This is a genomic window from Variovorax sp. YR566, from assembly GCF_051992195.1.
GTDB lineage: Bacteria > Pseudomonadota > Gammaproteobacteria > Burkholderiales > Burkholderiaceae_C > Variovorax.
On record NZ_CP197093.1, the window covers coordinates 217,958 to 244,255 of the forward strand.

Sequence of the window (26,298 nt, forward strand, 5' to 3'; positions counted from 1 at the left end):
CAGGTCAGAAGATATCCCCGTCGTCAACGGTGTGCAGATGCCCGCGCAGTCGCCGTCGCTGCAAGAGTTCATGTATGCCAACACGCAAGCAGCCTCGGATGCGGCGATCAGGGCGATGACGGGCCTGGTTGGCCTCGCATCGCTTGGATCGCCCGACGAAGCTCTGGACGACTTCACCCTTCGCTCCGGCTCCGCCTTTGTGGCTGGCGTCAAAGGGACCCAGGATGCAATGCAAGCGCTTTCCGCCAGCCGCGATGCGGAAACACCACTGGCTCAGTTCTACTTCGGCGCGGACACCGCTTGCCGTCAGAGACTGGCTCGACACCCGCCGATCGGCAAGCGGAGCGGCGGTATCCATCAACGAAGCAGCGAAGACACTCGGCATAAAACAGCAGGTTGGGTATGCACTCGTGAAGATGCGATTGTTGCGAGCCACCGCAACCTGCGACGGAAATCACCACGTTGTTGCTCGCACAGAGATCGATCGATTCAGGAGGACATTTGTGTCACTAGCTGAACTTGCCAGACACGCGGGACGCCTGCCGCGAGCCGCCCTGAAAGAATTCGATGCAACTCCGGTCTGCGGTCCGTCGATCGACGGCAGCCGGCAATACTTCTATCGTCGGGCCGACATCAATTTTCGCTAGACCGCTCCCCTGCGGTCAATGTCTGGATCCCATCCATCATCCCCGGTGGCTCAGCTCTACTTCGGCGCGAACAGCACTCTGGACTTCGGCATACCGATGCCGCCTCTGTTGCCCTCGGTGGCATCGGCATTCCGAACAAGTTAATCACGGGAGCATTTGGACGTCTTCCCAGAATCTCATGGAACATGCTTGATCTGCTGGAACTCTGATTTCAGTTTGCTGGTTTTCGTGGAGAAAGGTGCTCGTGAATCTCGCCGCATCTGGGTGAACGTACCCCACACTTTCCAAGCTGCGGCCTCCCCAAAGCGCCAAACTGGCAATCTCTCTCATCATGACGGCCTGGTGCCGCTTGTCTAGTTTTGTGCCGCGCGTCATCACGCATTCCACTGCGTTTTCTTGATGCAAGATCGCATGCTTCCAGCCGCGTAGGCTCGCGCGAAGAAAGCGCAGGACGATGTCCGGGTGGTGCCGGATCATGCTTTCCGATGTCACAAAGGTATCTCGCGGAATGACAACGCCATGCTCTGCTGGGTCAAAGATAACCAGGTCAGACATACCGGAATTTCGGAGAGCCGGCAGCTGGTTGTAGAAAGTCGCCGCTGCGATCGAGACGTCACCTTCAATGAAAGGTCTCATGGTGGCAGCCTGCTCAACTTCGTTGACGCGACCAAGATCAACGCCCGATTGAATTAGCAGTGCACGCAGAATCAAGTGCACGCCGGTATACCAGGTGCTGACGGTCCTGCCGGAGAAATCTTGAAGTGTTCTGATCGCCTCTTCTTGCTTGGCAATGAAGGCGACATCTACTTTTGGAAAGAGCGCACCGATCGCAACAATCGACATGCCTTGCTCTCTGCATGCGAGGAGGCTCTCCACACCACCGCCCTGCGCAAAGTGGGCCACGCCACGTGCCACCAGCGCTTCGGGGTCTACGCCTGGACCGCCAACAAGAATTTCGACATTCAATCGCTCATCGTTGTAGAAACCCTGCTGCTGCGCAACGTAGTAGCCGGCGAACTGTGCTTGATGCAGCCACTTGAGCTGCAGCTTGACGCTATCAAATTTGGAAGGGGTCATGTCAGAGAGATTGATCGCCAAAGGAACTGATGGCGGAAAGTGGCACAGGCCGCAAAGGAATTCGTGGACTGTTGAATCCGCTCTCTTCCGGTGTCGAGGCCGCGTCACGCTGAGCGATCTCTGCGACGGCCCAGCCGCAAATGCGGCCCTGGCAGCGGCCCATCCCGGCACGGGTCCATCGCTTGACCCCGGATACAGTGCATGCACTCGATGCCAGTGCCGTTCGGATCTCCCGCTTGCAGACTTCCTCGCATCTGCAAACGATGGTGTCGTCGTATGCGAGGTCTGCCAACGTGCTCGGCGGCGAGAAGAGTTGCCCCAACCCGAGTGCGAACTGACGCGCGGAGCGAAGCCGAGAAAGCGCCTGGAAGCGTGCGCGTGTAGCGTCCGCCCCCAAGAAGCCGAGATCTGCAGCTGCTGACGCCCCTGCAATTTCTCCAGAGAGCCGAGCGGGAACAGCTCCTGCGATGCCCGTCACTTCCCCCGCCGCATAGACATTGGCGACAGATGTCCTGCCCGTGGGCAGATCGGTCACACAGAACCAGCCTCCGAGATCGCGGTCATAGTCGTGCCTGCATTGCAGCAGACTTGTGACTTCGATGATCGGCCTGAACCCCCAGCCGATCAGAAGCGCATCAACATCCGGAATGAGTTCGGATTGACCATGCTCGACGATCCCGCTGCCGGAGATCGGTGCGATCCTGATCGCTTCCAGGCGATTGGCTCCCATGGCCTCTGTGACGATCCACCCAAGGCGTCGGTCCGGGATGGTGCGCGCCGCCAGGAGCAGCTTGGCTGCCTCGGCCCACCGAGCGGGACGACGTGCGAGATGTGCAATCATCGCGCGATCCGGTCGGCGCGCTTCCACGAAGATCTTGGGCGGCTCTCCGTGCCTTTTCAGTGTTTCCGCGACAGCTAGCAGGAAGGGCCCACTGCCTGCGAGGGCCACACTCCTTCCCGCGCTTCGTCCTCCAAGCTTGATCATCCTCTGACCTGCTCCGGGTGTCATGACGCCGGGCAACGTCCAGCCCGGGAACGGCATGACCCTGTCATGAGCACCACTGGCGACGACAATTGCACGCGGGGCCACTTCGAACACGGTATCGGCAGCATGGGCACCGATTCGAAGATCCGGAAACACGGCCCATACCTCGGTGCCCACATGGAAATTCACCCCCAGGGCTTTGCACGCATCAATGGCTTTCAAGCCCTCGTGGGCTTGGCGCGTGGCAGGCATCGAGCCAGTTGGATCCTGCATCCAGTATTGACCACCTGGCAACGCTGCTGCGTCGATCACATCCACCCTGGCGCCTGCCTGCGCAGCGGCGAGCGCTGCCGCAAGTCCGGCCGGGCCCGCGCCGATGACCGCAATGTCCGTTGCAATGACCCCGGTGCTCATGACTGCTCCGTTTCGATGCGCATACCTTCCCGAGCCGGCGTCAGGCACGCACGTGTTGCCGCACGCCCGTCGACCGTGACGAGGCACTCAAAGCAAACACCCATGCCGCAGAACAGGCCCCGGGGCGCCTGGTGCTTGGGCGTTCTGCGAAAAACGGCACCGTCCCGGAAATGCAGGACGGCGCTGATCGGCCGACCTGCCTCGGTCCTCACGGCACTGTCATTGACATGGATCGTGACTTCAGTGCTCATGCTTGCAGACCTCGTGCAAAACGACTGGGGTCGTAGATATCCGTACGAAACGGTGATTCACGCCCATCGAGCTGATCCGCAATGACGCGTCCGATACCTATCGCACGCGTGAATCCGGTTCCGCCATCGCCCGCGGCGACGAAGAGTCCGGTCGGACCGATCGGACCGACGAGGAAGCGGTTGTCCGGAGTCACAGCTTCATGGCGAACCCAGGAGCGTAAGAGTTCGACATCGGCGAAGCCCGGGAACAGGAAGAGGAATGTTTCAATGGAGTCGCGGATGAAGCTGCGGTCCACCTCGGGCACATGGTCGGGGTCTTCACTGTCTTCCACCCCATTGGCAAGGACGGTGTTGAAAAGGATCTGCCCGCTCATGCTCTGCTGGATTTGCGTGTAGCCCACACCCACGCCTCCCTCGGACTTGCACGCGCCAACGACCGTTCGTATCGAAAGTGGCTGTGAGACGGTCGCAAGGCACTGTGCCTTGCGCGGACGGATCGGCAGATGGACATCCACCGACGCAGCCAATTGCGCCGTCCAGGGCCCACCGGCGATGATGACGACGTCGCCGTCGACGGGCCCTCGCGTCGTGTCTACCCCCACCACGCATCCATGTTCAACGCGAACTGCGGTGGCTCGCGCGTGACATTGGATCTGGGCCCCTTGTGCCTGAGCGTCCTCGAGGAGCATCCGAACGGCAAGAAAGGGATTGACCACAGCCGAATCGAGCGACCAGGTCGCCGCGGCGATGGGCCCTGTCAACATCGGCTCGATGTGCCGGATCGCCTCGGGTTCTAGCAATTCAGGCTCCAGGCCACATGCCGTTTCGGTGTCTATCCAGTAGCGAGCCGATTCGATCTCGTCCTCGCTTCTCAAGAAACGCAGTTGCCCACACCGGGCGTACTCGAAGCCAGACCGCCGTGCGTGAAGTGCAGCCCACTGATCGCGATTCCATATGAGAAACGGCAACTCCTCTTTGTCTTGCATGTGCGTGCTGATGCAGGCAAGGCTCGCCCCCGAGACCGCGCCTCCTGGCACACCCTGTTCGATGATTCGTACGCTTCGCCCGGTCCGACTGACTGCCTCGGCGATGGCTGCACCTACTACGCCCGCGCCGACCACCACCACTTTTGCGCGATTCACCACTGGCTCCTCCGGTAGGCCGCTGGCGCGGCGCGCCAGAACCTGTCGTCGAGCAGGCCCAACGTACTCGAACACGGATGGCCTTCCACTTCGTGCATTGCGAGAAGCGCCTGGCTCATGTGTGCCGGATCCGGAAAGCCGAGTCCTTCGGTATGCGTCGCAGCACATATTGCCAATGCACGAATTTCCGAGAGCTGCACCTCGTGCATTGCACGGCTCATGTCCGGCCGCAGGCGAGCGCAGATTTCAAGTGCATCACCTTCGTCTTCAAAGGCATGCGTCCACCCACGCAAGACTGCGTTGACGACCGCTTGTGTTTCCAGCGGATGGTCTTCGACCCAGTCTCTACGTGCGACCAGACCGTCCTTCAGGAGGGATGCTCCATAGTCGGATGCCTTGAACAGAACGAAGTCTGCGAGGGAGCCGGCTTCGCCTTCCAGATTGTGGAGCTCGTGGTACGTGGTCATCTGCGCGCCATCGATGGTGCGCTCGCAAAGAGCGGCCACCGTATCCTGCACAACGACTCGTTGGTAGGAGTCGACTGGCAAATTGGCGCGATGCAACATCCAGACCAACTCCAGATCCTCGTGGCCCGGCCAGACCCCGATACGGCATCCTCGGAGATCTTTGGGATCTGCCACACCGGCGCTCCGACGGACGGGATAGACCAATGAACTGGTCTGCTGGATCGCCAGCAGAAAAACGAGCTCCTCGGCGCGTCGGCTCTCCAGCATGTGCGACGGGCTGGCGACCGCAAAGGCGACATCGCCGTCCAGCAATGCGTCAATGGGGCCCTTGGCGGGATCGAGCGGAACACATTCGATAGCGAGCCCGTCGTCTTGTGCCAGGTTGTGGTGCTGAGCGAGGAGATAGCCGGCGAATTGCGCCTGCGGATGCCACAGAAGGCGGATACGGATTGTTTTCATGACTCGCCCTCAACCGTATCGTTTGCCGTCGGCGAACCAGTCATCAAAGCCAGGGGCTGTACTGACCACAATGTTTCGTTTTCTTTGATAGGCCTTCAGGGCATCCCAGCCGTTTTCGGTGCCATATCCGCTGTCACCAAAGCCGCCCCAAATAGAGCGGGGGTCATTTTTGTGGTGATCATTGACCCAGATCATTCCAGCTCGGACCCGGGCCGCAACGCGGTGGGCACGCGCTACGTCGCGCGTCCATATGGATGCGCCGAGGGCATAGGACGTGTCGTTGGCCAGTTCAAGCGCCTGCGCCTCATCGCGGAACGACGACACCGCAACGACGGGGCCGAAGACCTCCTCACGGAAAAGCGACATTGCCGGAGTGACGTCAGCGAATATGCTGGGTTCGACATAGTGCCCAAGCGCAAGCGCTGCGGGCAAACTGGGAGAAGCGCCTCCCGCTATGAGCCGAGCACCTTCGTCCTTGGCCCTCTCGCAGTGGGCAAGACATCGCGCTTGAGAAGCTGCGGAAATCACCGGCCCCACGTCGGTGTGCATCTCAGCAGGGTCGCCCAGACGCAGCGCTTTCGCGCGGCGAGCAAATGCCTCTAGGAAATCATCGTAGATCGCTTCGGCAACGAGGAAGCGGCTGGCCGACACACAGGTCTGTCCCGCTGCGATGAAGGCGGCAAAGACGGCACCTGCAGCGCATTCCTCGATGCGGCTGTCATCGAAGACCAGGACGGGCGTCTTGCCGCCCAGTTCTAGCGTACAAGGCACCAAGCGTTGAGCGGCCATTGCAGCAACGCGCTTGCCGGTCACGGTGCCGCCCGTGAGGTCGATATGCTGGACCTGTGGTGCAGCGCACAACAATTCGCCAGTGGTGCCATCTCCGGTGACGACGTTCACAACGCCCGGAGGTAGCCCCGCGTCGCTGCACCATTGCGCAAAGATCAGTGGCGTCGCTGGTGCCAACTCGGATGGCTTGACGACCACGGTGTTGCCAGCGGCAAGTGCCGCGGCCAACTTCTTGACGAGAATGAGGATCGGATGATTCCACGGCGTCAGCAGTGCGCACACGCCCAGGGGTTCATAAGATGTGTACGAAAGGAAGCCCCCGCGCAGCCGATTGGATTCGGCTTCGAGCCCGGCTGCAATCCCGCCGAAGTAGTCGAGCCATTCGGGTATACGTGTCATCTGAGCGCGCATCTCGCGAATGGGGCGGCCGGTGATCACAGCCTCCAGCATGGCGAGTTCATCGAGGCGACCTCGCAGCATTTGAGCGATGGCGCGCAGGTGCTGGCCGCGGTCCATGGGATCGAGTGCGGCCCAATCTGCGGTGGCGGCCTGTGCAGCGCTCACTGCGGCCGAGACATCGGCCTGGCAAGCGATCGGAACGTGTCCCAGCATCTGACGCGTCGCTGGACTCGCAACTTCAATGAACTTTTCACTAATCGCGTCTTGCCATGCACCGCCATAGTGAAGGCGTCGACCGCTCCACTCCATGGTTGGCCTGACTGACGTCGGCAAGGAGATGTTGGAGGTACTGGGTTGCCCGCGGCCGGGCGAGACGCGGTTGCTCGCATCGACGGTGAAAGTTTCCATGGCTGTTCCTGGCACGGCAAGCGTCCCTGAGGCTCGATTTGGCCTCGGCAGGCGGATGCGTTGTTGAGTGCATCAAGGTTATTTCTGTCCTCAATCGCCGTCGAGATCGATGGAGGGCAACTTAGAATTGCCAAAAAGTCCCTAATAGAAGCGTCGACCCGACATGGAAAGCCTGTCAAGCATTGCCGCCTTCGTTCACGCAGCGGAGCAGCGCAGCTATGTCTCTGCCGGCAGGATTCTCGGGATCTCTCCCTCCGCTGTGTCCAAGAGCGTCGCGCGCCTCGAAGGTCGGTTGGGAGTGCGATTGCTCCACCGCACGACGCGGAGCATTGGTCTGACGGAGCAAGGGGCGGTGTTCTTCGAGCGTTGCAAACGCGTACTCGATGACTTGGATGATGCGGAGGCGGTCCTATTGCAAAGTCGCGCGCAGCCGAAAGGTCGTTTGCGCATCAGCGTTCCTCACATTTTTGGACATCACCTTCTGCTGCCCTTGCTGCCCAAGTTCGTCAAACGCTTCCCCGAGCTCGAATTGGACATCGACTTCGATGATCAAGTCGTGGACGTTGTTGCCCAAAGCCTGGACGTCGTCGTTCGCAGTGGAGAACTCGCAGACACGCGGCTGGTTGCGCGACGGCTTGGTGATCAGCACTTTGTGGTGTGCGCCAGCGCCAAGTATCTGGCGCACCGCGGTACGCCATCGACACCTGCCGATCTGGTGCAACATGCGTGCATCCGCTTCAAGTATCCGACAAGCGGGCGGTTGGCTCAGTGGTCTTTCGAATCGCCTTTTGCAGACGTGCTGGTACCGACAGGTCTGGTCTTCAACAACACGGACGCAGGATTGTGGGCTGCGATGAATGACTTTGGGCTGGCCCACCTACCCACTTACGTCGCCAAACCGCAAATAGATGCGGGGACGCTCAAGCCGGTTCTCACGGGATTCATGGCCCCTCTCGGTGCTCTCTCGCTGGTCTGGCCGTCCAACAAGCAACTTTCGCCGAAGGTTCGGGCATTTGTGGAGTTTGTGATGGAGCAAGTCAAAGTATGAAATACCACGCGCGTTTACTTCCTCGATCTCGGCGAATTTCGTCAGCATCTTGCGCCGTTCTACAGCCACACCGGCCGTCCCTCGATCGATCCCGAGCTCATGATCCGAATGCTCGTCATCGGCTACTGCCTCGGCATCCGGTCTGAGCGTCGGCTGTGTGACGAAGTTCATCTCAACCTGGCCTACCGATGGTTCTGCCGCCTGGGCCTGGAAGGCAGAGTCCCCGATCATTCGACGTTCTCCAAGAACCGCCATGGCCGCTTCCGCCAGAGCGATGCATTCCGATTCGTCTTCGAGACGGTACTGCACCGTTGCATGACCGAAGGCCTGGTTCAAGGCGAAGGCTTCGCCATCGACGCCAGCATCATCACGGCCGACGCCAATCGCGCGCGCAATGTTCCTACTCCTGAGGTCGAGCAATGGCGCCAAGGCACCCAGTGCAGCTGCGCGGTGCGCGAGTACCTTGAAGCGCTCGACGTGGCCAATCCGGTTGCAGACGGTGTGCCCGAACCCGAAGGGACGTGCGACACGCAGACTGCATCCCGCAACATATCTCCTACCGACCCTGCTGCGCAATGGACCGCAGCACCCGGTGGCCCGGCGTTCTACGCGTACTCGACCAACTACCTGATCGATCTGTCGGCGGGCATCATCGTGGACGTGGAGGCAACGCCTGCGCATCGCACACCGGAGGTCGAATCCACCCGAACCATGATCGATCGGGTCGAAGAGCGCTTCGCCATCAAGCCGCGAAGGCTTGTGGGCGACACCGCGTACGGCACCGCACCTCTGCTTGGCTGGATGGTCGAAGACAAGCAGATCGAACCTCACGTTCCGGTGTGGGACAAGACGGTTCGCAAGGATGGCAGCCTGTCGATCGGCGAGTTCCAGTGGGTGCCGGAGCGCAATGAGCGACGCCGGTTCACGATCCCGCGCAGCCACGTCACGAAGGCCGACACCGTGATCTACCGAGCCAGCCAGACCGACTGCGTCGACTGTGGGGTCAAAGATCGGTGTTGCCCGAACACGCCGTTCCGCAAGATCGCCCGAAGCATCCATGAAGGTGCCCGCGAGACGGCACGGTCCATCGCAAAGACACCGGAGTACAGCCAGTCGCGCAGGGACAGGAAGAAGGTCGAGATGCTGTTCGCACACCTCAAACGCATCATGAAACTGGATCGGCTCCGACTTCGCGGACTCAGTGGTGCGCAGGACGAGTTCCTGCTGGCGGCAACTGCCCAGAATCTTCGGCGAATGGCCAAGTGGTTGATGCCAATTGAAGCAGATGCGGGAATGAGGATCGCGTGAGATGGGCCGCGAGGCCTCCCAGGTTCTATCGCCCCCGCAACTGAGCTGCGAATCCTCGGTGATTGCCGATGCGCACAGGATTCGAGACGAGTTTTTCAACACAATCGGCCCTTACGCGACAGTCACGATTGCCCAAAGCAGACGTTTGGCTGAGTGCGTCACGAGGTTCAAGTCCATCGCGACGTTGAATCAGACCTTCAACTACTACGGCATGCCCCATAGCTGGGAACGACAGGAGAGGCACCATATTTTCAGTCATTCGGTACAACTGCCGAAACTGCGCAAGACACATGGCTTGCCATCTCTCAATCACGCCAACCGTGATAGACCCCGATGTTCGACTTCGTGATGAGCTTTGGCGCAATAAGCATGAGCGAAGTGCGCGGCACCTTGCCGGCCCGAAGGGATATAACCTCCACAATCGCCTGCGCGGCCATACGATCGGGAAACTGCGCTGCAGATGCTTCGATCAACGAACCCGCATCGCGCAGCCGCTCCTCCATAGCCGGCGCACCATCTACCGCTCCGATGACGACGCTGGTGCGCTTGGCGTGGCGGGCAGCTTGCTCGGCACCAATGGCGGTCGGGTCGTTGATGGCGAACACCGCGTCCAGCTTTGGGTACTTCGCAAGCAGTTCCGTCATGCGATCGAACCCGCCCTCCTTGCCGGCCTTGCCATCCAGCGCGTCCGGCAGGAGCACGACTTGAGGGAATAGAGCGAGAGCGCTCTTGCAGCCCCGGACGCGGTCGAAGATGGCAGTGACCTGCGGGCCGTCGATGATGGCGAGATTGCCTTTTCCGGACAGCCGCCCGGCCAGAAATTGGCAGACCTGTCTTCCCGCCTCGACGTTGTCGGTCGTGATGGTGAGATCGGCACCATCGACCGGTGCATCCACCGAGAGCAATCGAACACCGCTCTGCTTTGCAGCCTTCACTGCGTCCGTCACCAGGGGCGATGCGATGGGCGTGAGAAGAATGGCATCCGGCTTGCGGGCTGCCGCATCGCGTATCTGAGTGGCCTGTCGCTGGGGGTCGAACCCGCTGAAATCGAGATTGACCTTGGCTCGTCCATGCGTCACGAGCTTGGCGTACTCGTCGGCGCTGCGTCCGACTTTTGCGAAGAACGGATTGTCCTTGTCCGTGACGATGACTTCGACATGTCGAAGCTCATCGGCACTTGCGCCCAGTCCGAAAGAGGAGCAAAGCACCAGGGTCGACAGATGCCGAAAGAGCCACGTAAGGTATTTCATGCGATTCATCGCGGTTGGCGCGGACTGTTCAGTGCGCATACGCCCTCGCTCTCCCCGCTCGCCCTGTACTGCCCCGGGGATGCCCCTCTCAGTGCACGAAAGTGGCGATTGAAATTCGAGATGTTGTTGAAGCCGACCTCGTAGCAGATGCTGCCGATTTGCTTGCGCGTGTGCAGCAGGAGCTGGCAGGCCTTCGCGATGCGCAGGGAAATCACGGCCTCGGTGAAGGTGTTTCCGGTGGCTTGCCTGAAATATCGGGAGAAGGCATTCGCCGACATCTTCGCCACCGCGCCCACCTCCGAAAGCGTCAGCTCCTGCATGTAGTTGTCATTGATGAAGTCGAGCACGCGGTAGATCTGCTCCGCGCGCCCAACCGCTTCGGAAGCGATGCGCCTTCGATTCGACGCCGCGAGCGTGCGGTATGTTTTCCAGCGAGAGAGTTCATTCAGGAGCGCAGCGAACTCGGCGAATCGCTCGAGCCCCCGAAGGTTCCTGATGCGCTGAAAACGCTCCGCCACGGCGCCATCGAGACCATGAAACTCCACGCCCTGGTGCGCCAGATCCAGCAGCATCTGCGCCTCGCGCAACTCAGGCAGGAACTCCATGCTCTTGCGCAACGGCTCATCGGCAAAACGAAGCGTGAGGCTGCGGGTCCGCTCGCTGTCCCTCGGTATTCCCACGAACGCCAGGTTGTGCGGCAGGCGAGGGCCGATGAGCACGATGCTTCCGGCCGCGAGCCGATGAAACTCTCCTCCCACATAGGCACCGCGATGCGGTGCAATGAGCAAGTGGAGTTCGTAGCCATGGTGATAGTGGCATCGCCCTGCTTGCCACGCAACGCCGTGTGCCAGGCTGCAAACCGAGGCGTTGAGATCGATGAAGCCAAGAGGCGCCGCTGTCTCCTGGCCCTCCAGGCGCTCGAAGGCCTGCAACTCCAGCGAGAACCGTTGCGTGCCTGCCCGAATGCCATCCGACGGGCAGGCGAAGTGCGATGCGTTCATTTCAGTTGACGGGCTTGATCGTTTCCGGGTTCATCGTCGTCCGGCGTCCAGACTGGATGGCTTCGATGGCGGCGGCTGCCTTGGCGATATCCACCTTACTGTTCAGCAATGTGAAGTCGAGGCTAATGCGGCGCGTTTCGCCAGGAGCCAGCGTCGGTACGCGCCCGGCGGTCCGCTCCACGCTTCGGTTGGCCGCGTAGCCGGTGGCGGGCTCCAGCCCCGTCACGTAGGCGTCCGCGGCAGCCCCGGTGTTCTTCCACAGATTCAGATAGGGCAGCTCGTTCACTGAATAGGCCATCGTCATCGCCTTGTCGCCCGCCCGGTTGCGCAGCATCACCAGCGTGCGCTGGCTCTCGTCGGCCCACATCTGCACGCCGTACACCTGCTCTTTGAAGCCTGCCACCGGCGCCCGGTAGGTCGCGTATTCGTCCATCGCCTTGCCGGCTTCGCCGTCCAGCGGACGCAACTCCCTGATGGGCGCGACAAAGCGAGATCCCTCCTCGAGCAATGGCGCGCCATAGTTGCCGTGATAGATGATCTGGTACTCCTGCGGCAGGGAGCCGGTGTTGCGGATCTGGTCGGAGATGGTGAACCGGTTCGAACCCACCACCGTCGAGATCTCCGTCCACAGCTCGAGCGCGGCACCGAACATGGATTTCTCGTCCACCCGCCCGCGAATGCGCAGGGTGGTTTTCTCGCCGCGCTCGACGACCACTTCCACTTCCGAGGCCGGGATGTTGCCGATGCGGCCGTGCAGGGTGAGCATGCGGCCGTTGTCCATGCCCGGGTGTCCGGCCCATTCGATGCCGGCGCGCACCATCCATTCGTTGAACCCGTCGAGCCACCCCAACCCGCCCCGGCTCTCGAGGTTCATGTACGCTGGGTTCACCGTCTCCACCACGGGCGACTTCCATCCGAGCGCCACGTCTCCCATCTCGACGCTGCGCACGCTCATGCCGCGCGTGGGCACGACGGCGATCTTCAGCGGGCCGCTGCGCAACTCGACGACGTCGACGCCTTCCTGCTTGCCGCCATGCAGCGAGAACTTCCGGATCGACCATTCAGCCGGGTCCCGCAGCTTGCGGTTGTCGAGCGCCCATGCCTGCACGCGTTTGTTGTCGGCGGCGCTCGACAGAACATAGCGGGTGGTGGTGGTCGCGGACTGGGCGCTTGCCATGACGCAGCAAAGCGCGGCACCCGTGAGTGCCAGGATGAACTTCTTCATATGGTGTTGTCTCCTTCGTTTCTTCTCGGGGTTCGCTTTCGGGAGAAAGCGAAGGAGGATGCTGGCGACAACGGGTTGCGCGGGGATTAACCGGAATCACCAGCGCCGCAACAATTGAAATCCCGGTCCCGGCTGCATAATTTCAATTGTTAACGAGACATCCCGCGCATTAACCCGACGTTCACGCGCACTTGCTGTACTTGAGAGCACTGGAGGTTGGAGACCTTGGAAAGAGATCGCCGCCGAGAAGAACTTTCAATAGGTGTCGTTGCCAAGCACGAAATACTCATCGTCGATGACGACGAGGCGCTTTGCGAAGTACTGGTTGAAGTCCTCGAGATTGCAGGATTCACCGCACGGGCCGTTTCCGACGGAAGCGCCATGTTGTCCGCGTTGGCGCACGGCGCGTTCTCGCTCGTGCTGATCGACCTGCGCCTCAAGCAGGAGGACGGCATGGAGTTGGCGCGGGCGTTGCGGCAGCGCTCGCGCATTCCCATCATCATGCTGACCGGCAAGGGCAACGACACCGACCGCGTCCTGGGCCTCGAGACGGCCGCCGACGACTTTGTCATGAAGCCGTTCGACAACCGAGAGCTGATTGCCCGGATCCGGGCCCTGCTGCGCCGCAGTTCCGAGACCGCCACTGCGCGCTCCGTGCGCCTCGACCCCGTGAGCCACGAGCGATACCGGTTTGCGCACTGGATCTTCAACCTCAGCGCGAGAAAGCTCACGCGCACCGACGGCACCGAATGCGAACTCACGTACGGCGAATTCGCGCTGCTCGAAGTGCTCCTCTCGGCGCCGAATCGCGTCTTCTCGCGCGAGCAGTTGATGGCCAGGACCCACCGGAGCGAGGCGGATTCCATCGACCGCACCATCGATGTGCTGATCCTGCGGCTGCGCAGGAAGATCGAAGCGAATCCCGCCCAGCCGGAGATCATCCGCACGGAGCGTGGCACCGGATACCGGCTGGCTGTCGAGGTGGTGCGCTGCTAGGCGGAAAGCACCAGGCATGAAGCGTGGCATGACCTGGCCAGCCAGCATCCGCGCGCGGTGGATGCTTACCTTCGCGGTGCTCGCGGCAACGACGGTCGTCCTCGCCGCGGTCGGGATGCTGGCGCTGGTCAACACCCGCGCGGCGGTCCAGGGGTTCGACGAAGAGATCCTGCCCAGCGTTGCCAAGTCATTGGCGCTGGCGGAGCGGGTCGCCCACCTCGCCGCGGCCGCGCCCTACATCGCGGAAGTGGCGATTGCCTCCAAGCTGACGCAGGAGAGCGCGGAACTGATGCTCCGCCAGGACGAGGTGGCGCGCCTCGCGGGCGAACTTCCCCTGGCACGGCAATCGGCCTCGGGGTTGCCCCAACTCCTGAGCACGCTGCATGCGGTGCTCGGCGAGTTGATCGATCTCAAGCGGCAGGATCTTTTTCTTCGCGAAGACGCGCGTGCGCAGCTCTTTGCGCTGGGCCAGCTCCAGCGCCGCGTGCCTGCCAAGGGCGGCAGGACGGCTGCGTTGCGGCGCGACCTCGACCTGCTGGTGCTGACCCTGCAGGTTGCGCTCTCGGCCCCCAGCGTGGAAGAACTGGAGGGCGCCAGGAACGACTACGCGCGGCGCTTCGGCGAGTTCGCGCGGAACGCGCGCGGCGACGACGGACTCTCGATGCTGCAGGCCTTGCCCGAACTCTCCCAGAACATCTTCCTGCTTCGACAGAAGCAGCTCGGGCGCGAGGATCGCAAGGTCTACCTGCTGGCCTCGACCCGCTTCCTCTCCGACGAACTCACCAGCGCGGTCAACCGGCATGTCGCGGAGGTCAGCGCCGACGTCTCGTCGCGCAAGAACCTGGTCACCGTCGCCGTGCGCTCCGGACTGACGGCCGTGGCGGCAACGTTCATGGTGGCAGGGCTTGCGCTGCTGGTCGGGTTCTGGACACTCCGAGAGGCACTGAAGGGGCTGGCGAAAGTGACGTCGGCCATGACTTCGCTGGCCGAAGGCGGTACCGACATCGAGCCCGTGCAGCGGGCGCGTAACGTCGAGATCGACGCCTTGGTCGATGCCTTCGAGATCTTCCGGGCAAACACCCTCGAGATGCGCGCGATGGCCCAGGACATCGACGAGAAAAAGACTCTGCTGCAGACCGTCTTCGACAGCATCGACGACGGACTGAGCGTCTTCGATGCCGAGGGGAGACTCATCGCCTGGAATCCGCCGTACGCGAAGCTGTTGGGCCTGCCTCCCGATGCGGTGCATGCCGGAGCCACGATCGGCGATCTTCAGCGCGCGATGCCACCGTTAGCGGACGCATCGACCGAGCTCGGCCCCTTCGAGGCAATGAATGCGCCACGGCAGCGCCGGGCCGTCAGTGTGGACCTGCAATTCGAGGATGGGCGCGTCCTCGCCGTGCGCAGCCAGCCGATGCCCCAAGGAGGGTTCGTGACCCTCTACAACGATCTCAGCGAGCGCCGCGCGCTCGAACTGCAGGTTCGCCAGACCCAGAAGATGGACGTGCTCGGTCAGCTCACCGGCGGCGTCGCCCACGATTTCAACAACCTCTTGGCCGCCATCGTCAGCAACCTGCAACTGCTGCAATCCCTGCCGGATCTCTCCGGGCCCGCGAGACGGATCGCCCAGCGGGCGCTCAAAGCGTCCGAACGGGGCGGCGTGCTCACCACCCGCCTGCTGGCCTTCGCACGCAGGCAGCCGTTGCACCGCGAGCGCATCGAGGTTGATCGGCTACTCGAAGGGCTGGAAGATCTCATCGACTACTCACTGGGCCGAGGGATTCGTGTCGAGCTGATGCTGGAGGCAGGCGGGTCGCAAGTGCTCATCGATGGTGGACAGCTCGAGAACGCCGTCCTCAACCTGGCCTTGAATGCGTCTGCAGCCATGCCAAAGGGCGGACTACTGCGAATCCAGACAAGGCTTGCAACCCAGCATGGCAGCGAAGGCAATGAGCGCCGCGAATTCATCGAGATCACGGTGTCGGACACCGGTTTCGGCATGCCGAGGAGTGTGCTCGACCGCATCTTCGAGCCCTTCTTCTCCACCCGGAAAAGCGATGGCAGCGGGCTGGGCCTGAGCATCGTCTACGGCTTCGTCAAGCAGTCGGGGGGCGACATTCGCGCGAGCAGCATCGTGAACGGCGGGACGTCGTTCGTCATCACGCTGCCGGTTGTCGATGCGTCCTTGCCCGAGACGGGGAGTCCGCCGGCGCCGCCGCAGCAGCCGGTCGCGCTGCGCGGCGTCAGGGTGCTGCTCGTCGAGGACGACATCGACGTTCGCGAGTCGACGCAGGATCTCCTCGAACAGCAGGGTGCACAGGTGATCGCGGTCGGGTCGAGCGCCGAGGCGCTGCGCGCCATGGAGCGTGCGGCCTTCGATCTCCTGCTCTCGGATGTCGGTCTTGGCGTCGACGACGATGGCTTGAGCCTGATGCATGCGACCCAGCGCTTCGACCCGACGCTTCGGGTTCTGCTGATGTCCGGCCTGCCGTCGGATCTGCTCGCGCTCCGGTACGGCGCATCGTCGACGCTCCGCATCCTCAGGAAGCCCTTTCTCGCCAGCGAGCTCGCTGAGGCCGCTTCCGCTGCACTGCAAGCGCCCTGAGCTCGAGGGCCGGCCGGCGCGCGGACACGCGCCCGCATTTCAATTGTTTCGCTCTCTCGCCTCGTCATTCACTGCGTGTTAACCGCCGGGCGATTCAATCGTCTCCCATACAAGCGGACAGCGCCGCAAAGAGAGACAAACCCATGGCACTGTCTGCCGAACATCCGTTGCTCAGGCTCAGAAACATCTCGAAGAGTTTTGCGGGCATTCCCGCGCTCCTCGACGTGAGCATCGAATTGCATGCAGGCCAGATCCTTGCCCTGATGGGCGAGAACGGCGCCGGAAAGTCGACGCTCATCAAGACGCTGACAGGCGCCTACACCGCCGACCCCGGTGGCCGCTTCGAAATCGACGGCGTCTCGGTGTCGGTGGACTCCCCGGAGAAGGCGCGTGCGCTCGGCATCGCGGTCATCTACCAGGAGCTGAGCCTTTCGCCGAACCTTAGCGTGGCCGAGAACGTCTTCCTGGGCCGCCCTTTGCTGCGACGCGGTCAGATCGATCGCAAGGCCATGGAGCAAGCCTGCACGGGCCTGCTCGAACGGCTTGGCGCCGACTTCAAGGCCACCACCGTCGTGGACGGGCTTTCGATTGCGCAGCGGCAACTCGTCGAGATTGCCCGCGCGCTCCAGTTCGACGCGCGGGTACTGATCATGGACGAGCCCACGACGCCGCTTTCCGAGAGGGAAACCGTTCGCCTCTTCGCCCTCATCCGAAAGCTTCGCGCCGAAGGATTGGCCATTCTCTACATCTCGCATCGCATGGCGGAGATCTACGAGCTGGCGGATCGCGTGTCCGTGCTCCGGGACGGTCGCTACATCGGGACGCTGGAGCGCCAGGCCATCTCCCACGAGCAACTCGTGCGCATGATGGTGGGCCGCGATGCATCGTCCCTCTACAAGCGCGCGGACGTTCGCTCAGACCGCGGGGCGATGGCCCTGGAGGTCCGCGACATGGCCGACGGGCACCGCGTGCATGGTTGTTCGCTGCAGGTGCATGAGGGCGAAGTGCTCGGCATTGCCGGACTCGTGGGTTCGGGGCGGACCGAACTGGCACGCATGATCTTCGGCGCCGAATCCCCCGAGCGCGGCGAGGTGCTGATCGGCGGCGTTCGCCTCAGTGCTGGCTCTCCGGACAAGGCCATTCGCGCCGGCCTGGTCTACCTCACCGAGGACCGGAAAGGGCAGGGGCTTTTCCTCGATGCCAGCATTCTCGAAAACATCAACGTCATCGCGGCCCGCCACGATGCGTTTGGTCCCGGAATACTGAACCGGGCGCGGGGCCGGTTTCGAGCCGGGCGCGCCGTTCTCTCCCTGGGCATTCGCACCGCAGGACTGCACGTCAACGTCGGTCGTCTCTCGGGCGGCAACCAGCAGAAGGTCTTGCTGGCACGGCTTCTCGAACTGTCGCCGCGCGTGCTGATCCTGGACGAACCCACGCGGGGCGTGGACATCGGCGCCAAGGCCGAGATCTACCGAACGATCGATGCCCTCGCCGAGCACGGCGCGGCCGTCATCGTCATCTCCAGCGACCTGCCGGAAATCACCGGCATCGCCGACCGGATTCTGGTGATGCGCGACGGGCGCATCGCCGGCGAGGTCGGCCACGGAACCGCGACGCCGGCCACGCAGGAGGCGGTCATCGCGCTCGCCACCGCCGAAGCCGGGACAGTTGTCGCATAGCCACTTCACCCACAGACACAACTGCCGCCTGGCCACTCGAGATCATGAAACCCTCCGAACTTGCTTTCCAAGGTTCCGCCGCCTCTGCCACCGTATCCGCCGGAGCGCCGAAGCGGCGTTGGCACGGAGGCCACCTGCGCCGGCTCGGGATGCTGCCGGTGCTGCTGCTCCTGTGCGTATTGTTCGGGCTCGGCTCCGAATCCTTCTTCACTTCGCAGAACGCGTCGATCGTGGCGCAGCAGGCAGCGATCAACATCGTGCTCGCAACGGGGATGACCTTCGTGATCCTCACGGGCGGCATCGACCTGGGCGTGGGGTCCGTGCTGGCGGCGTCGGCGGTGGTGGCGATGATCCTCTCGCTGTCGCAGGAGTTCGCGATGCTCAGCATTCCGGCGGCGCTGCTGTGCGGCCTGCTGTTCGGGCTCGTCAATGGCGTACTGATCGCCAAGTGGAAACTGCCGCCGTTCATCGTCACGCTCGGGTCGCTGACCGCCGTGCGCGGACTGGCGCGCCTGATGGCCGGCGACCAGACGGTGATGAACATCAACCTGCCCTACGCGTTCATCGGCAACGGGACCCTGTTCGGCATCTCTTGGCTCGTGGTCATCGCGCTGGTCGTGGTGGCGCTCGCCTGGTTCGTGCTGCGCCGCACGGTGCTGGGCCTGAACATCTACGCGGTGGGCGGCAACCCGGAGGCCGCACGCCTGTCGGGCATCCACGTCGGCACGGTGCTCATCGTGGTCTACGGCATCTCCGGCCTGCTGTCGGGACTGGGCGGCGTCATGTCGTCGGCCCGGCTGTATGCGGCCAACGGTCTCCAATTGGGCCAGTCCTACGAGCTCGATGCCATTGCGGCGGTCATTCTCGGGGGCACGAGTTTCGTGGGCGGCACCGGCTCGATCGTCGGAACCCTGATCGGCTGCCTGATCATTGCGGTGCTCACGAACGGCCTGATCCTCATGGGTGTGTCCGACATCTGGCAGTACATCGTCAAGGGCATGGTCATCATCGGCGCCGTCGCGCTGGACCGCTACCGCCAGACGAGCAGCATCCGCACCTGAATTCCAACCGTGCCCCAGCACATCGCGCGGCAAGGTTGGCCTGGCGCCGCGCCGCGAAGCCCTTTCAACGCCAGGCAGGAGACATGAAGAAATGAATCGACTCTCGAAGATCTCTGCGGTGTTTGCCGCAGCTTTCATGCTGAGCAGCGTGGCCAACGCCAGGGAGCTCAACGGCGTGGGCATCACCCTCGGCTCGCTGGGCAACCCCTTCTTCGTCGCGATCTCGAAGGGCGCGGAAGCCAAGGCCCGGCAGATCAACCCGAAGGTCCGCTTCACCGCGGCCTCCGCCGACTACGACCTGAACAAGCAGGTCTCGCAGATCGAGAACTTCGTGTCCGCGGGCGTCGACCTGATCCTCATCAATGCGGTCGATCCGAAGGCCATCGCCCCTGCGATCGAGCGCGCGAAGAAAGCCGGCATCGCGGTCGTCGCCGTGGACGCGGGCGCCGATGGCGCGGATGCGGTGGTGAGCACGGACAACGTGCGCGCTGGCGAGCTCGCATGCGAATACATCGTGAAATCGCTGGGCGGCAAGGGCAACGTGATCATCCAGAACGGCCCGCCCGTCACCGCGGTGACCGATCGGGTCACGGGTTGCAAGAACGTCCTGGGCAAGGCCAAGGACATCAAGGTGCTTTCGAGTGACCAGGACGGAAAGGCCTCCCGCGAAGGCGGCCTGAACGTCATGCTCGCGCACCTGACACGCTTTCCCAAGGTCGATGCCGTCTTCGCCATCAACGACCCTCAGGCGGTCGGCGCCGACCTGGCGGCCAAGCAACTGGGCCGCAAGGGCATCGTGATCACCTCGGTGGACGGTGCGCCCGACATCGAGCAGGCGCTCCAGTCGGACACCCTGGTCCAGGCCTCCGCGAGCCAGGACCCCTGGGCCATGGCGCAGAAGGCCGTGGAGGTGGGGGCCGGCTTGATTGGCGGACAGAAGCCTGCCAACCCTGCCGTGCTGCTCGAGCCCAAGCTCATCACGCGCGAGAACGTCAAGAGCTACCAGGGTTGGGGCGCCCGCCGATAGGCGCCTTGCGCGCGCAGGTCGCGTGCTACGCTCCTGCGGGCTTGCATGTGCATGGTCCGGGCGACGCGCGCGGCGTCGCCTGACGTGCTTCGAGGCAATGGAGTCATCACGGCATGGTCACGATTCGCAAACTGCTCACGGGGGTGCTTCTCGCCGCTCTTTTCGCCGGTGCCGGCGGGGTCCGCGCCGATGAAAAAAAGAGCGCACCGGGACTGCATGTGGGACTGATCGTCAGCGACCTGCGCAATCCGTTCTTCATGCAGATTGCGCGCGCCGTGGAATCGGGCATGAGCACCGGGGCGCCCCGGACGTCCCGGCTCACCGTGGTGTCGAGCGGCTTCGATCACACGCGCCAAGCCGAGCAGTTCGATGCGCTGATCCGCCAGCGCGCGAGCCTGATCATCGTCACCCCGATCGACCCGGTCAGGATCGCCGTGCAGATCGCCACGGCCCACGAGGCCGGCATCAAGGTCGTCGCACTCGATGCCGCCGCGCGCGGGGCCGACCTGACCATCATGACGAACAACATCCTCGCCGGGAGGATGGCCTGCGAACATCTCGGGCGAGAACTCAAGGGCGTAGGAGAGATCGCCATCATCCACGGCCCGCCGAACTCCGCGGTGGTCGATCGCGTGCGCGGATGCCGCGAGGCACTTGTCGGCTTTCCATCCCTGCGCCTGATGTCGGAGGCGCTCGACGGCGGTGCTAGCAAGGAGGGCGGACTCGAGCAGATGACGAGGCTGCTCGCCAGCTTCCCCCGCCTGGCCGGCGTGTTCACTATCAACGACCCGACCGCCATCGGCGCCGAGGTCGCCGCGCGAACCACAGGGAGAAACGACGTGGTCATCACTGCCGTCGACGGCTCGCCGGAGGTCGCACGCCGCCTGGCCGACGCCCGGTCGCTGATCTCGGCAACAGCCGCGCAGGCGCCGGCCATGATGGGCCGCCGTGCCGTCGAGTTCGGGCTGGCCATGGTGAAAGGCAAGGCGCCGGCCGAAAGCCTTGTGCTGCTGACGCCCGTGCTCGTGACGCGCGAAAACGTCAAGGCATACCAAGGCTGGTAGCAACGTGTACGCGTGTGCCCAGGTTCGTGCCTTTGGGCGGCTGCCAGCGAATCGACCCGGAAACAACCCCCGTGCCCAGACGGTCGCGAATTCCTGGTTGAGGATTTCGAAGATCTTGGTCGACGATGATCTCCGTGCGAGGGCACCGTGTAGGTGACCGGGTGGAATTCTCGCCTGATCACACGCACGCAGCTACAGGCACCAGGGGAGCCAGGGCATGGGGTCATTGCTGCGCGTTTGCGAGGCTACGGACCGGAGGTCCATCGAGGAACGCGCGCGGCTGGAGTCGCCGGCCACGGCGTCACCATGGCTATCCGGCATCACCAGCACCAGGCTCTTCGCGGCCCGCCATCGGCGGTATCAGGAACGAATTGGTGTACTAATGCACGACGATTGCTTTTTTCTCCGGGTCGCCGTCCGAGAACATTGCGTCCTTCAATCCACAGATCGATCATGCGCACGTCGAGGAGGTCGCCAGACGCGCAGCGATCCACGATGAGACGAGCCGCATGCCCGTCGGTTTCAGTTGGGAGACGCACCATCCGTGAGTAAACATTTGGGCAGCCGGCATTCTTGCTCTCGTAACGTGGGCACAGGACTGTTGCGCCATTGGCCGCAATGGATGGTCATGCTTGCATGCAGCCTGGGGCTTGCCGTTGTAAGCGGCTGCAAGCAAGAGGAACAGGATGGCCAGACGAAGGGCGATTGCCCGCCATCCGCCGCGTCTCTGGTTCCCAAAGGCGGATGGGCATCGGCTCCGCCGCAGACCGAGGATCACGGCTTCCTCTGGCGCATTGAAAGGGACGGCCGGACTTCGTGGCTCTATGGCACCGCGCACATCGCCAAGCCCGAATGGATGCGCCCGGGCCCCAAGGTACGAGCCGCCTTACAGCAAAGCGATGTCATTGCGCTTGAGATCGACCTCGAAACCGATCCAAGTTTACGCAAGGCCCTGGTCCCCTTCTCAACCGACAACGCTGGCGCGGACCTATTCAGCAAAGCGCAGCGCGAACGCATTGCACGACTGGTGGTGAAATCGTGCCTTCCCGCGAATGTGAAGGCGCAGACGAATTCGATGAGTTTGTTCCGCCAGATCCTGCTGTTGGGTCTGACGCAGAGGCAAACCGACGGCCTGTATGCGGAGTTCGGCGTCGATGTCTATCTCGCTGGCTATGCGCGGCAAAACAAGATGCCGCTAGTCGGCCTTGAAACTGCTGCCGACCAACTGAATGCGGGAGGGCGTGATAGCAGTAAGACGTTGTCCGAAACGATCGACGAGATGCTGGACAAGATCGAATCAGATAGATGGCGCACGCTTGTGGTTGCCACAACGACCGCGTGGTCCCGTGGCGACTTGGACAAACTGGAGCACTATGCAGATTGGTGCGACTGCCTTCATACGCCTGAAGATCATGCCAGGCACGAACGTATGACCGTCGGCCGAAATGCCGGAATGGTCAAGAACATCGAGCGCCTTCACTCCGAAGGCAAGCATGTTCTTGCCGCTGTGGGCGCCCTGCACATGGTCGGAAATAAAGGTGTGCCCGCATTGCTCACCGAGCGCGGTTTTCAGGTCGCCAGAATTCCACTCGGGGAACGTCAGTGACCGTACTTCCCCAAGCATCGCCAGATGCCTAGCGATCACGGGATTCGGGTTCGTCCAGTCGGCCTGCATTGCGACCACGGCCGCATCGGCGAACAGCCGCTTCGCCACCGGCCCGCGATCGAGATCCGAGCGGTGACGTGGACGCTAGGCGAGCCGACAACATAAGCTGCCATCGCACGACGCGCATCTTCCTCGCGCCCTGAAAGTGCATGGCAAAACGCGGCTGCCACCGGCAACTGTGTGTACATGCCTGCCCCGGGGCGGTTACTCAGCGCGACAACCTGGTCGTATACCGAAGTCGCTTGCCTACCCAACTGCCAGAAGTCCTGCGCTTGTCGCACGGCGTTTGAAAGCCGGGGTGTCATGCCTTCAAGCAGGCCCTGTTCACCCCACATGTACGAGAGGTTGAGTTCTGCGGATTGTCCGTCGATGAACGCATCAAAGATTGCCGATTTCTCGGTGCGATGCCACTGCATTTTTCCCGCCACGAGGTGCGGCACAAAATCGAACGAATACCCCCATCGCGGGGCAATAACTCCGCCTTTGAGTTGTGCGTAGGCGAAGACACGGCGAACAGGCGCATCTTTGCTGTCGACCCAGTGAAGTGGCTTTACCTCGGCGAAGCGATCTGCACCGAGATATGTGGCAATCACGGGCCCCATGGCCGAGAAGGTCATCGACAGCGCTTACGCCTACCAACTGGGCGCAGTGCTGTTCAAGCCGACGCTCACGACATCGCCGCAGACCTTCCGCACCGCTCGCGACGGCGCGCTGGCGTACTTCGTGGGCGGCAACCCCGCCTTTCCCAACGACACCGGCTTCGCCCTGAAGGGCTGGACTAAATGCGAGATTGCCAACACTGCCGTACTCATCCACGGCGACGTGGCCAGCACGCTGGGTAACGTGCTGTTCACTGACCCGGACGGCAAGGTCACCACGGTCGACAAGACCTGGACTTTCGTGAAGGACGGTGCCGGCAAACTGCGCATCGTCGTGCATCACTCGTCGCTGCCGTACGCTGGCCGTTGAACACCGCGTTCGAGTGCCGGCAGGCCCAGGCTCTAGGGCGGCGCCTTCAAGGCGCCTTCATCGGGTGATGAAGGCCCCTCGGAGGACCGTCATTGGTGGCTCAAAGGCGCGAATCGGTGGCAGCACGACATCGTAGCGCTCGACCTGCACCGTGGTGAATTGCCCCACGCAACCCTGCGCCAGTGATGAGGTGCCGATGTCGCGCGTCAACACATTGGGGTTGCCGTGCACGTTTGCACTTCGAGCGGCAGTGGCCAGAGTGGCCGAACGCCTGTCTGTCTTGGGTCAGTAGGCACCCATGTAGTCGCGCTTGCCGATCTCCATACCGTTGTGACGCAAGATGGCATAGGTGGTGGTCGCGTGGAAGAAAAACTGCGGCAGTCCATAGTGCAAAAGATATGCGCTTGCGGTCAGCTTCTTTTCCTTGGGGGTGCCGGGGCGCAATACGATCTCGCGGCTTTCGCTGGAATCAAATTGCTCAGGCTTGAAGGAGCCGATATGGGCCAAAGCTTTGGCGATCAACGCTTGCAGGTCGGCGAAGCTGACCTCGGTGTCGGGCCAGGACGGCACCTCGGCACCAGCCAGGCGGGAGGCAATGCCCTTGGAGAAGTCTGCGGCGATCTGTACCTGACGTACCAGCGGAAACATGTCAGGGAACAGCCGCGCCTGCAGCAGCGCATTTGGATCGATATTTCTTTGCGTCGCCTGGTCTTCGGCCTTCTTGAGCACGTCGGACAGGGCGCGCAGCATCTGCTGCATGACGGGAACGGAGGCGTTGTACAGCGGGCTAGTCATGGTGAGTTCACTTCAAAAATTGGGCACGATGGCCGGAGTTGGCGTGGCAGGGGCCCTGCCGACCATGTAAGGCTAACAGCACAGGGCGAGCTGAATCGCCCCGGCTTTTGTGGCTAGCTTTTCTTCCCGCTGGTAGTCGGAGCAGCCGCGTTGAAGGGCAGTTCACTGGCAAGAAGCGGACGTCAATTGCAGACGCACGACAGACCGCGATCGCTGCTTAGCTGTCTTTGACTTGTGGGGGCTACCGTGGTGGGAGCGAACCGCGTGGTCTCGATGGCCGAGTGCGGCCACAGGGGGCGCTTGTGCGCTCTTTTCACCTGTTCGTGCCTGGAGTGAGCGGTGCTTGCAGATTCTCCGTGGGCGTAGTGGGCCTTGGTGCGCGCTTCACATGAAGCGAATTTCGATGATCGCCTCGCAAAAGAGACGGCATTTATTCTTCGAGAAGCTGATACGGCCTGAGCTTCAATGCCAATGCGAGACGCTCAAGATTGTCGAGTGAAATGTTGCGAGCTTGACGTTCAACGTGAGCGACGAAGGTCCGATGCAGTCCCGCCTCGAACGCCAAGGCCTCCTGCGACCATCCCCTCAATCCGCGCTGGCGGATCAAATTCAACGCAAGCACTTCCCTTGCCGAGGCTTCGGGTTGCTTCGAAGAATTCCTAGAACTAGTCACAGGGGAAGTCTTCGAGAAAGCTGCTTTTAAGTCAGCCGTGTTTGAGTCACAATCGGCAGACGTACTTACTGCTTCTGCGAGGGCGCTGTGTTCATGCGAAATGTCCGGCTTCCGTCTCCGTTTCCGACTGGGCACTCGCCGAAGCTGCCGGCGTCGATCACGCGCGTCCGGCCGCGGCAGCCCGCGCCCGTCGTGCGCAGCCTGTCCGCGGCGCGCATCGGTGCGCAGGTCAGGGCGCTTCGCATGGCGGCAGGGGTGTCTGCCGGTCAGTTGGCCTTGGTCTCGGGGATTTCTTCATCGATGCTCTCGCGCATCGAGCGCGGTCTGGTCTCGCCTTCGGTGGAGACCCTGGAGCGCCTCGCGCAGGGCCTGCATGTGCCTGTCTCGCGCTTCTTCAGCGACCAGGCGCGTCGCACGGATTTCTGCCATGTGCGGGCTGGCCGTGGCGTTCTTGTCGACCGCATCGGCGCCGTGGCGGACTACCGCTACGAGTTGCTGGGCCACCTGCTGTCGGGCAACCTGTTCGTCGAGCCCTACCTGGTCACACTGCTGCCAGGCGCCGATCCCTATGTCACCTTCCAGCATCCGGGTCTGAAGTTCCTGTATTTCCTCTCCGGGGAGGTCCGCTACCGCTACGGCGCCAAGGTGGTCGAGGTGAGGGCAGGGGACTCGCTGCTGTTCGATGCGACGGCGCTGCACGGGATCGAGGCGATTCAGGCCCAGCCGGTCTCCTACCTGTCGGTGGTGTTCACGCTGCGCGAGTAGGCGGGCCGCTCTGTTTTTGCTGCGCGGGGCGCGTCGGGCGGACGGGACCGGTCCGGGTCTGTAATGGGACGAAATGGACCGGCGCATCAAGAGGCGCCACAGTGCTCAGGCGTTCGGGTCTCCGTCAG

General features: G+C 62.6%; 23 protein-coding genes and 2 pseudogenes. 12 read left to right on the forward strand and 13 right to left on the reverse strand.

Features of this window, described 5'->3' with window-relative positions; translation table 11 throughout:
* Window positions 1–37 precede the first annotated feature (37 nt).
* Window positions 38–517 (forward strand): hypothetical protein, encoded by a 480-nt coding sequence (locus ACTG4X_RS35100; RefSeq protein ID WP_440534666.1) that lies wholly within the window; start codon window positions 38–40, stop codon window positions 515–517.
* A gap of 274 nt (window positions 518–791) precedes the next feature.
* On the opposite strand, the gene ACTG4X_RS35105 is transcribed toward ACTG4X_RS35100, so the two are convergent.
* Genes ACTG4X_RS35105 through ACTG4X_RS35130 form a run of 6 tightly spaced genes read right to left on the reverse strand, consistent with a single transcriptional unit; the run spans window position 792 to window position 7,038 of the window.
* Window positions 792–1,724: an ABC transporter substrate-binding protein gene (locus ACTG4X_RS35105; RefSeq protein ID WP_440534667.1), complete on the reverse strand. Its 933-nt coding sequence runs from the start codon at window positions 1,722–1,724 to the stop codon at window positions 792–794.
* Window position 1,725: 1 nt separating this feature from the next.
* Window positions 1,726–3,123 carry an NAD(P)/FAD-dependent oxidoreductase gene (locus tag ACTG4X_RS35110; protein ID WP_440534668.1) on the reverse strand — a complete coding sequence of 466 codons (1,398 nt, stop codon included), beginning with the start codon at window positions 3,121–3,123 and terminating at the stop codon, window positions 1,726–1,728.
* Entirely contained in the window at window positions 3,120–3,374 is a 255-nt protein-coding gene (locus ACTG4X_RS35115; RefSeq protein ID WP_440534669.1) for a (2Fe-2S)-binding protein, read from the reverse strand. Before ACTG4X_RS35115 ends, ACTG4X_RS35110 begins: the two co-directional genes overlap by 4 nt.
* On the reverse strand, window positions 3,371–4,516 hold the full coding sequence (locus ACTG4X_RS35120) for an NAD(P)/FAD-dependent oxidoreductase (RefSeq protein ID WP_440534670.1): 1,146 nt from the start codon (window positions 4,514–4,516) through the stop codon (window positions 3,371–3,373). Before ACTG4X_RS35120 ends, ACTG4X_RS35115 begins: the two co-directional genes overlap by 4 nt.
* Window positions 4,513–5,442: an ABC transporter substrate-binding protein gene (locus tag ACTG4X_RS35125; protein WP_440534671.1), complete on the reverse strand. Its 930-nt coding sequence runs from the start codon at window positions 5,440–5,442 to the stop codon at window positions 4,513–4,515. The genes ACTG4X_RS35120 and ACTG4X_RS35125 overlap by 4 nt, the downstream gene beginning before the upstream one ends.
* A gap of 9 nt (window positions 5,443–5,451) precedes the next feature.
* Complete coding sequence (locus ACTG4X_RS35130) at window positions 5,452–7,038, reverse strand: aldehyde dehydrogenase family protein (RefSeq protein WP_440534672.1); 1,587 nt, start codon at window positions 7,036–7,038, stop codon at window positions 5,452–5,454.
* Between the two features lie 163 nt (window positions 7,039–7,201).
* Here ACTG4X_RS35130 and ACTG4X_RS35135 point away from each other — a divergent pair, with 163 nt between their 5' ends.
* Window positions 7,202–8,086 (forward strand): LysR family transcriptional regulator, encoded by an 885-nt coding sequence (locus ACTG4X_RS35135; protein WP_440534673.1) that lies wholly within the window; start codon window positions 7,202–7,204, stop codon window positions 8,084–8,086.
* A 21-nt stretch (window positions 8,087–8,107) separates the two neighbouring features.
* Window positions 8,108–9,394, forward strand: a pseudogene (locus tag ACTG4X_RS35140) (IS1182 family transposase); the annotation flags it as partial.
* 305 nt (window positions 9,395–9,699) lie between these two features.
* Here ACTG4X_RS35140 and ACTG4X_RS35145 read toward each other — a convergent pair.
* The 3 genes from ACTG4X_RS35145 to ACTG4X_RS35155 are packed head-to-tail and all read right to left on the reverse strand — an operon-like array spanning window position 9,700 to window position 12,870.
* The gene (locus tag ACTG4X_RS35145) at window positions 9,700–10,653 is read right to left on the reverse strand and encodes a substrate-binding domain-containing protein (protein WP_440534674.1); all 954 of its coding nucleotides are present in this window, start codon (window positions 10,651–10,653) and stop codon (window positions 9,700–9,702) included.
* The gene (locus ACTG4X_RS35150; RefSeq protein WP_440534457.1) at window positions 10,650–11,645 is read right to left on the reverse strand and encodes a helix-turn-helix domain-containing protein; all 996 of its coding nucleotides are present in this window, start codon (window positions 11,643–11,645) and stop codon (window positions 10,650–10,652) included. Before ACTG4X_RS35150 ends, ACTG4X_RS35145 begins: the two co-directional genes overlap by 4 nt.
* A gap of 1 nt (window position 11,646) precedes the next feature.
* Window positions 11,647–12,870: an aldose 1-epimerase family protein gene (locus tag ACTG4X_RS35155; RefSeq protein ID WP_440534458.1), complete on the reverse strand. Its 1,224-nt coding sequence runs from the start codon at window positions 12,868–12,870 to the stop codon at window positions 11,647–11,649.
* Between the two features lie 225 nt (window positions 12,871–13,095).
* Here ACTG4X_RS35155 and ACTG4X_RS35160 point away from each other — a divergent pair, with 225 nt between their 5' ends.
* From ACTG4X_RS35160 to ACTG4X_RS35190, 7 genes are all read left to right on the forward strand, one after another.
* On the forward strand, window positions 13,096–13,866 hold the full coding sequence (locus tag ACTG4X_RS35160; RefSeq protein WP_440534459.1) for a response regulator: 771 nt from the start codon (window positions 13,096–13,098) through the stop codon (window positions 13,864–13,866).
* Window positions 13,867–13,894: 28 nt separating this feature from the next.
* Window positions 13,895–16,471, forward strand: coding sequence for a PAS-domain containing protein (locus ACTG4X_RS35165; protein ID WP_440534460.1), 2,577 nt, complete (start codon window positions 13,895–13,897; stop codon window positions 16,469–16,471).
* A gap of 143 nt (window positions 16,472–16,614) precedes the next feature.
* Window positions 16,615–18,150 carry a sugar ABC transporter ATP-binding protein gene (locus ACTG4X_RS35170; RefSeq protein ID WP_440534461.1) on the forward strand — a complete coding sequence of 512 codons (1,536 nt, stop codon included), beginning with the start codon at window positions 16,615–16,617 and terminating at the stop codon, window positions 18,148–18,150.
* Window positions 18,151–18,194: 44 nt separating this feature from the next.
* A complete protein-coding gene (locus ACTG4X_RS35175) occupies window positions 18,195–19,211 on the forward strand; it encodes an ABC transporter permease subunit (protein WP_440534462.1) in 1,017 nt (338 codons plus the stop codon).
* A gap of 136 nt (window positions 19,212–19,347) precedes the next feature.
* Window positions 19,348–20,238, forward strand: a complete 891-nt coding sequence (locus tag ACTG4X_RS35180) for an ABC transporter substrate-binding protein (protein ID WP_440534682.1) — start codon at window positions 19,348–19,350, stop codon at window positions 20,236–20,238.
* A 113-nt stretch (window positions 20,239–20,351) separates the two neighbouring features.
* Window positions 20,352–21,302, forward strand: coding sequence for a substrate-binding domain-containing protein (locus tag ACTG4X_RS35185; protein WP_440534463.1), 951 nt, complete (start codon window positions 20,352–20,354; stop codon window positions 21,300–21,302).
* Window positions 21,303–21,930: 628 nt separating this feature from the next.
* Window positions 21,931–22,908 (forward strand): TraB/GumN family protein, encoded by a 978-nt coding sequence (locus ACTG4X_RS35190; protein WP_440534464.1) that lies wholly within the window; start codon window positions 21,931–21,933, stop codon window positions 22,906–22,908.
* A gap of 35 nt (window positions 22,909–22,943) precedes the next feature.
* Here the strand turns inward: ACTG4X_RS35190 and ACTG4X_RS35195 are convergent, their stop codons facing one another.
* The gene (locus tag ACTG4X_RS35195) at window positions 22,944–23,585 is read right to left on the reverse strand and encodes a hypothetical protein (protein ID WP_440534465.1); all 642 of its coding nucleotides are present in this window, start codon (window positions 23,583–23,585) and stop codon (window positions 22,944–22,946) included.
* On the opposite strand from ACTG4X_RS35195, the pseudogene ACTG4X_RS35200 reads away from it, so the two are divergent.
* A pseudogene (locus ACTG4X_RS35200) lies at window positions 23,569–23,937 on the forward strand (hypothetical protein); the annotation flags it as partial. The gene ACTG4X_RS35195 and the pseudogene ACTG4X_RS35200 sit on opposite strands and share 17 nt — an antisense overlap.
* Window positions 23,938–23,994: 57 nt before the next feature.
* Here the strand turns inward: ACTG4X_RS35200 and ACTG4X_RS35205 are convergent.
* The 3 genes from ACTG4X_RS35205 to ACTG4X_RS35215 all read right to left on the reverse strand — a co-directional run bounded on the left by ACTG4X_RS35205 (window position 23,995) and on the right by ACTG4X_RS35215 (window position 25,540).
* Entirely contained in the window at window positions 23,995–24,168 is a 174-nt protein-coding gene (locus tag ACTG4X_RS35205; RefSeq protein ID WP_440534466.1) for a hypothetical protein, read from the reverse strand.
* A 54-nt stretch (window positions 24,169–24,222) separates the two neighbouring features.
* On the reverse strand, window positions 24,223–24,732 hold the full coding sequence (locus ACTG4X_RS35210; RefSeq protein ID WP_440534467.1) for a DUF1993 domain-containing protein: 510 nt from the start codon (window positions 24,730–24,732) through the stop codon (window positions 24,223–24,225).
* 430 nt (window positions 24,733–25,162) lie between these two features.
* Window positions 25,163–25,540 carry a helix-turn-helix domain-containing protein gene (locus ACTG4X_RS35215; protein ID WP_306455277.1) on the reverse strand — a complete coding sequence of 126 codons (378 nt, stop codon included), beginning with the start codon at window positions 25,538–25,540 and terminating at the stop codon, window positions 25,163–25,165.
* Between the two features lie 108 nt (window positions 25,541–25,648).
* On the opposite strand from ACTG4X_RS35215, the gene ACTG4X_RS35220 reads away from it, so the two are divergent.
* Window positions 25,649–26,170 (forward strand): helix-turn-helix domain-containing protein, encoded by a 522-nt coding sequence (locus ACTG4X_RS35220; protein WP_440534683.1) that lies wholly within the window; start codon window positions 25,649–25,651, stop codon window positions 26,168–26,170.
* The last annotated feature ends 128 nt before the right edge of the window (window positions 26,171–26,298 follow it).